This is a genomic window from Streptomyces sp. TM32, from assembly GCF_004122755.1.
Taxonomy (GTDB): Bacteria; Actinomycetota; Actinomycetes; order Streptomycetales; family Streptomycetaceae; genus Streptomyces; species Streptomyces sioyaensis.
Genome location: NZ_SDIG01000073.1, coordinates 23,412 through 30,208, shown reverse-complemented (window position 1 = coordinate 30,208; position 6,797 = coordinate 23,412). Strand labels below are relative to the sequence as shown.

Sequence of the window (6,797 nt, the reverse complement as noted above, 5' to 3'; positions counted from 1 at the left end):
GCCGACGACGGCTTGCGCTCGCGCGGCACCAGCACCGTCCCGGGGGCGGTGGCGGGTGCGGCCGCACCCTTGGGGTGGGAGGCCGTGCCGTCAGCGCCGGCCGCGGCGTCCCGCTTCTCCTCGACCTCTCCCGCGTCCTCCTCCTCGGCGGGCGTCATGCCCTTCGCGCCCGTCCGCCCGCCGTTCGCGCTCTCGTGGCTCTCCTGGACCTCCGCGGCGGCCGGCTCGTCCCGGTCCGCCCCGTCCGCCCCGCCCTCCCGCCGTCCCATGTGCCGCCGCCAGGCCCGTAGTACGACCGCGCCGGGGACGCCGGTGAGGGCGGTCCAGCCCGCCGCCGCCAGGCCCGTACGCCACCAGCTCGGGCCGAAGGCGGCGAGCGCGCCGGTGCCCAGTGCGCCACCGGAGAGGCCGGCGAGCAGGGCCATGGCGGCGCCGCAGAAGCCGGCCCCCAGGGCGGCCACACAGGCCGTCGCCCACCATGACCAGGGCGCGCCCGGGGCGCCGGACGGCCCCTGGTCCCCGGGCCGGACCACCGAGCGGGCGAGCAGCACCCCCGCGACCATCGGCAGGACGGCCACCGCCCAGGTCAGCGGGCTTCCCGGGCCGGCGTCCGGCACCCCGGCGAGCAGCGGCAGCTGCGGCAGCACGGGATGGGCGGAGGTGCCGAGCGGGCCGACCGTGCTGCCCGCGCCCACCGTGAAGCCGGGCCCCAGGCCGTACGCGGTGCCCCACACGGCCGCGTTGGGGAGCAGCACCAGGCACAGCAGCAGCACCGTGGCACGGCTCGGCCAGTCGGGCGCCAGCTGGAGGAGGTCCTGGCCCACCCGGCCGGCGTGCAGGCCGAGCCCGAGGAGGGTGAGCAGTGCGCCGGAGCCGAGCAGGGCGGCGAGGGCGGAGCCGGCGGCCCGGCCGGCGACGGCACACCGCGCGCCGCTGAAGAAGGTGCGCAGGCCGTCGGGCACCCGGGCGCAGGCGCGCAGTGCCTGCTCGGGCAGCAGATCGGCGCCCGGGTGGCGCAGCAGGCGCCAGGCCGTGGCGGCGAGCGCGGCGACCGCGGTGGCCGGGACGTACACCAGCACGCTGAGGGGCTCGGCGCTCAGCCCGCCGGCGCCGGCGTAGAGCAACGCGCCGGCCGCGATGCACAGGTAGCCGGTGAGCAGCGCCCCGAGCAGGGTGCGCGGCGCGACCACGGAGGCGGCGCCGGGAGCGTCGCCGGGGACCGGGCGGCCGTCGACCGCGGTCGCCAGGGCATGGCGGGCGGCCCGGTGCAGCAGCCAGACCGGGAGGACCACGAGCAGCAGCGGGGTCACCGCGACCGGGGCCGGGATGCCGGAGGGGGTCCCGGTGCGCACCAGATCACCGCCGTGCGCCAGCAGCCACAGGTCGGCGGCGAGATGCAGGGCCCCGGACGGGCCGCTGTCAGGGGCGGGAGAGGCGACCCAGAGCAGCAGCACGGCGACCGTCAGCGCGCCGAGCCCGAGGCCGGCGGCCGTCACCCCGCCGAGGAAGGCCGCGCCGAGCGCCGACGAGCGCTGGGCGGCGGTGCGGCCGTGCGAGGACAACGCGGGGCCACGATCGGTGAACTGGCTCACGCGACCATGCTGCCAACAAGAGGTGTTTCCTCCGCGGACTGGCGAAATGCCCGACGTGTCGCGATGCATATGCTTCTGCGGGTTTTCCAGACTGTGGTGTATGACCCAGTCGTGTATGCCCCGGCGCGAGCAGGCCGCCACCGCCTTCGACGCACTCCACACCCGGCACGCGGCCGCGCTGACCCGGCAGGCGTTCCTGCTCACCGGCCGGCCACGGCTGGCGCAGCGGGCGGTGGAGCGGGGGTTCCGGCTGGCCTGGCAGCGCTGGCCGCAGGTCGCGGTGGATCCGGACCCGGCAGGGTGGGTGCGGGCGGCCACCTATGAGTACGCGCTGGCGCCGTGGCACCGGCTGTGCCCCGGGCTGCGGACCGCCCGTACGCCGGACCGGCTCGCCGCGCCGGCCGAACCGTCGGACGAGGCGCTGCTGGTGGCGCTGCTGAACCTGCCGGCGCCGTACCGGCGGACGCTGGTGCTGCACGACGGGGTGGGGCTCGGGCTGTGCGAGACCGCGGCGGAGATCGAGGCGAGCACCCCGGCCGCGGCCGGGCGGCTGGCCCATGCGCGCGAGCAGATCGCCGAGCGACTGCCGGAGTTGGGGCTCGGCGGGCACCCGCCGGTACGGCAGGGCGAGATCCTGCGGGCCCGGCTCGCCAGGCTGGCGGCCGCGGAGCAGATGCCGCCGCCCGCCGCGGAGTTCGTACGCTCCGGCAGCGAGCGCGGCGCCGAGCGGACCACCCGGGCCGTCTTCGGGCTGATCGGGCTGTTCGCGCTGGTCACGCTCTTGACGGTGCTCGTCACACCGGATCATCACACCCCGCCGGGGCAGGCGCTGTCCCGCGCGGCGCACGCCCCGGTGTCACCGGCCCCGCAGCGTGCCGAGAGCGCTCACAAGGCCGGGGATGATGCAGGCAAGGCAGACCGTGGACACAAGGCAGGGGGTGCGCACAAGGCCGGGCGTGGACACCGGGCGAGGAGTGCGCATCGGCACGCGATCGAGGCCGTACGGAAGCGGCTCCGGCAGGCGCGGCTGACGCCCGAGAGCCGTTAGCGGCAGCGGGCCGAACGCACACCGCCGGGCCCTCGCCCGGTGACCGGCTCCGGCACGGTGGAAGAACTTCCACCGCGACGGGGCGGGGTCACCGGAGCGAGGGTCCGGCGGTATCGATGACGGACGCCGCAAGGACGTCCGTCCCGTGGCGCAATCAGCCGCCGAGGATCTCGCGGGCGAGCCGCGCGGTCTCCGACGGGGTCTTGCCGACCTTGACGCCGGCGGCCTCCAGGGCCTCCTTCTTCGCCTGGGCGGTGCCGGAGGAGCCGGAGACGATGGCGCCGGCGTGGCCCATGGTCTTGCCCTCGGGCGCGGTGAAGCCCGCGACGTAGCCGACGACCGGCTTGGAGACGTTGGCCTTGATGAAGTCGGCCGCACGCTCCTCGGCGTCGCCGCCGATCTCGCCGATCATCACGATCAGGTCGGTGTCGGGGTCCGCCTCGAACGCCGCGAGGGCGTCGATGTGCGTGGTGCCGATGACCGGGTCGCCACCGATGCCGACGGCCGAGGAGAAGCCGATGTCACGGAGCTCGTACATCATCTGGTAGGTCAGCGTGCCGGACTTCGACACCAGACCGATGCGGCCGGGCTTGGTGATGTCGCCCGGGATGATGCCGGCGTTGGACTGGCCGGGGGTGATCAGGCCGGGGCAGTTCGGGCCGATGATCCGGGTCTTGTTGCCCTTGGACTTCGCGTACGCCCAGAAGGCGGCGGAGTCGTGCACCGCGATGCCCTCGGTGATCACGACGGCCAGCGGGATCTCGGCGTCGATCGCCTCGACGACGGCGGCCTTGGCGAAGGCCGGCGGCACGAAGAGCACGGACACATCGGCGCCGGTCTTCTCCATCGCCTCGGCGACCGAGCCGAAGACGGGCACGTCGGTGCCGTCGAAGTCGACGCTGGTGCCGGCCTTGCGGGGGTTCACACCGCCGACGATGTTGGTGCCGTCACCGAGCATCAGCTTGGTGTGCTTCATGCCAGTGGCACCGGTCATGCCCTGGACGATGACCTTGCTTTCCTTGGTCAGGAAGATAGCCATGGTTGTTGTGTCCTCGTCCTTTACTTAGCAGCCAGCTCGGCGGCCTTGTCGGCCGCGCCGTCCATGGTGTCCACGCGCTGCACCAGCGGGTGGTTGGCCTTCGACAGGATCTCGCGGCCGAGCTCCGCGTTGTTGCCGTCGAGCCGCACGACCAGGGGCTTGGTGACGTCCTCGCCCTTGGACTTGAGCAGCTCCAGGGCCTGCACGATGCCGTTGGCGACCTCGTCACAGGCGGTGATGCCGCCGAAGACGTTGACGAAGACGGACTTGACGTCCGGGTCGCCGAGGATGATCTCCAGGCCGTTCGCCATGACCTCGGCGGAGGCGCCGCCACCGATGTCGAGGAAGTTGGCGGGCTTGACGTTGTTGTGCTTCTCGCCGGCGTAGGCGACGACGTCCAGGGTGCTCATGACGAGACCCGCGCCGTTGCCGATGATGCCGACCTGGCCGTCGAGCTTGACGTAGTTCAGGCCCTTGGCCTTGGCCGCAGCCTCGAGCGGGTTGGCTGCGTCCTTGTCCTCCAGCGCCTCGTGGTCCGGCTGGCGGAACTCGGCGTTCTCGTCGAGGGACACCTTGCCGTCGAGGGCGAGGACATCGCCGCTGGCGACCTTGGCGAGCGGGTTGACCTCGACGAGGAGCGCGTCCTCGGCGATGAAGGTCTTCCACAGGGTGACCAGGACGTCGGCGACCTGGTCAGCGACCTCGGCCGGGAACTTCGCGGCAGCGACGATCTCGGCGGCCTTCTCCTTGCTGACGCCTTCGTTGGCGTCCACCGGGATCTTGGCGAGCTTCTCGGGGGTCTTCTCCGCGACCTCTTCGATGTCCATGCCGCCGGCGACGGAGGCCATGGCCAGGAAGGTGCGGTTGGTGCGGTCGAGGAGGTAGGAGACGTAGTACTCCTCGGCGATCTCCGGAGCGGTCTCGGCGATCATCACCTTGTGGACCGTGTGGCCCTTGATGTCCATGCCGAGGATGTCCGTCGCGCGGGCGACGGCCTCGTCCGGGGTCGCGGCCAGCTTGACGCCGCCGGCCTTGCCACGGCCGCCGACCTTCACCTGGGCCTTGACGACAGACTTGCCGCCCAGCCGCTCGGTCGCCTCGCGGGCTGCCTCAGGCGTGTCGATGACTTCACCGGCCAGCACCGGTACACCGTGCTTGGCGAAGAGGTCCCTCGCCTGGTACTCGAACAGGTCCACGCGCGTCCGTCCCTTTTCTTCTCAGAATCGCCGAGTGATCGCGGATCGTTGTCTGCGATGGGCGTGCCGCGAAGGGCAACGTGACGGCGCTGTCACAGGGGAGGCGTACACGGTGTCCGGATACGCGGCATGTCCGTCCCGCAGGTTATCGCCGAGGGCCGTGAGCCCCTAAATCACAGATCACACTCCAGCGGTGATTACCATCACAGATCTTTGGGCCAAGTTACGCCTCCTCGGGATTTCCGCACGTCGGCGGCGAATGGCCGGTGATCGTCCGGCTTCTTACGGGCCATCGTGTTACGCACCGTATGTGCTTGGTTCGGGTGAGATGGGTGCCGGTGAGCGGCCGGGGGGAGGGCGGCGATGGGGGACGGACTCGGGGCGGCCGGTGGCCTGTTGTCGGGGATCAACTCCCGTGCTCCGGTGGCCCGTTGCCGGGGTGAGGAAACACCAAAGCCGGGCGGCCCTCCCCCACAGAGGTCCGCCCGGCTGTTCATGGGTGTTCCGGCATCGGCTGCCGCCGCAGCCGATGAACCGGTGCTACTGGCTCCGAGCCTCAGATGCCCTGGACCGGGAGGGCGGGCAGCGCCGGGATGTTGGCGGCGTTGGTGAGGTCGGACAGCTGGGCCGGCACGGCCGGGACGGCGACGGCGTTGGCCAGGCCGGCCGGAACGGCGTCGGTCACGTTGCCGGGGACGGCGGGCACGGACGGGGCGGCGGGCACGGACGGGAGGGCCACGGCGTCGGTCACGTTACCGGGCACGGCGGGAACGGCGGGCACGGACGGCACCGAGGGCACGGACGGAACGGCCGGCACAGCCGGAACCGAAGGCACGGACGGGACCGACGGGACCGACGGGAGCGACTTCACGGGGGTCAGGCCCTGCGCGCCGGCGACGGCCTGGTGGGCGGTGCCCTGCGCGTCGGTGGTGACAACGGCGGCCAGACCCTTCGCGAACGGAGTGGCGTCAGCGGCCACACCCTGCGCGAACGGGGCGGCGTGGGCCGCGACACCCTTGGCGGCCGGCACCACGTCGCCGGCCGCACCCTGCACGAACAGCTGCGCCTGGCCGCCGAGCGTGATCACGAACGGGGTCGCCTGGCCGGCCGCGTCACCGGCGAGCCGACCGGCGTTGCCGACCGTGCCCTGGGCGACCGGGACGACCTTGACAACGGCGCGGCGCGCGACGGGCGGCAGCACGTCGGAGGCCGCGTTGTCGACGACCGGGCGGGCGGTGGCCAGACCGTTCTTGGCCTGGTTCGTCAGCTGCTCGGGACGGACACCCGCACCGGCGAGGCCGGCCAGCAGGTTGTCGACCGAACCGGGCGCCTTGGGCAGCGCGGGGGCCTTGGGCAGCGCCGGGCTGGCGGGCAGGCCCTTGGGCAGGCCGCCGGGGAGCTGGGCGGACGGGATGCCCGCGGCGGGCAGCGCCGGGACGGCGGGCAGCGTGCCGTTGGTGAGGCGGCCGGCCTTGCCCAGGTCGGCGGCCTTGGCGGTCTTCTTGACGGCCTTGACGGCCTTCTTGGCCTTCTTCACGTCGGCGGTCTTGCGGACCGCACCGGTGTCCGGCAGCCCGAGGCCGTGGGTCAGCTTCTGCACACCGTCCGTCGAGGGCAGGTCCTGGGTCGACACACCGTCGCCCAGGACGCCGGTGGCCTTGCCCGCCGTCTGCTCAACGGTGCCGGTGACCTTCTGGGCGGCCTTCGTCGTAGTGCCGGTCACCTCGCCGGTGGGCAGCTGCGTGGCGGTGTCGGTCACCGAGCCGGCGGACGGCAGGTCCCCGGCGGTGGGCAGCTCGGCGGCGTTGGCGGCGACGGAGCCGAGGGCCCACAGTCCGGTGGCGGCAGCGGCAACGACTATGGAACGGCGGATGTTGGAGCGCATGGAGGTGACGTCCTTCGAATTCAAAAAAAGGGGTGAA

Annotated in this window: 5 protein-coding genes; 1 reads left to right on the top strand and 4 read right to left on the bottom strand. The window is 73.1% G+C overall.

All coding sequences use genetic code 11. The features are described 5' to 3' along the window. Positions 1-1,592: DUF6350 family protein (locus EST92_RS17675; protein ID WP_254068887.1), on the bottom strand; the 1,592-nt coding region annotated here is incomplete at its 3' end. 100 nt (positions 1,593-1,692) lie between these two features. On the opposite strand from EST92_RS17675, the gene EST92_RS17670 reads away from it, so the two are divergent. Beyond that, a complete protein-coding gene (locus tag EST92_RS17670) occupies positions 1,693-2,640 on the top strand; it encodes a hypothetical protein (RefSeq protein ID WP_129281874.1) in 948 nt (315 codons plus the stop codon). A 154-nt stretch (positions 2,641-2,794) separates the two neighbouring features. On the opposite strand, the gene sucD is transcribed toward EST92_RS17670, so the two are convergent. From sucD to EST92_RS17655, 3 genes are all read right to left on the bottom strand, one after another. Then, on the bottom strand, positions 2,795-3,679 hold the full coding sequence (gene sucD / locus EST92_RS17665; RefSeq protein WP_006603733.1) for a succinate--CoA ligase subunit alpha: 885 nt from the start codon (positions 3,677-3,679) through the stop codon (positions 2,795-2,797). A 20-nt stretch (positions 3,680-3,699) separates the two neighbouring features. Continuing rightward, positions 3,700-4,875, bottom strand: a complete 1,176-nt coding sequence (sucC, locus tag EST92_RS17660) for an ADP-forming succinate--CoA ligase subunit beta (protein ID WP_129281873.1) — start codon at positions 4,873-4,875, stop codon at positions 3,700-3,702. Positions 4,876-5,431: 556 nt separating this feature from the next. Continuing rightward, positions 5,432-6,760 (bottom strand): hypothetical protein, encoded by a 1,329-nt coding sequence (locus tag EST92_RS17655; protein ID WP_129281872.1) that lies wholly within the window; start codon positions 6,758-6,760, stop codon positions 5,432-5,434. Between the last annotated feature and the right edge of the window lie 37 nt (positions 6,761-6,797).

What these genes read in the sequence shown, in the direction of transcription:
- EST92_RS17670 (WP_129281874.1), top strand. Translation starts at nt 1,693, where the DNA reads ATGACCCAGTCGTGTATGCCCCGGCGCGAGCAGGCCGCCACCGCCTTC.
- EST92_RS17655 (WP_129281872.1), bottom strand. Translation starts at nt 6,760, where the DNA reads ATGCGCTCCAACATCCGCCGTTCCATAGTCGTTGCCGCTGCCGCCACC.
- sucD (WP_006603733.1), bottom strand. Translation starts at nt 3,679, where the DNA reads ATGGCTATCTTCCTGACCAAGGAAAGCAAGGTCATCGTCCAGGGCATG.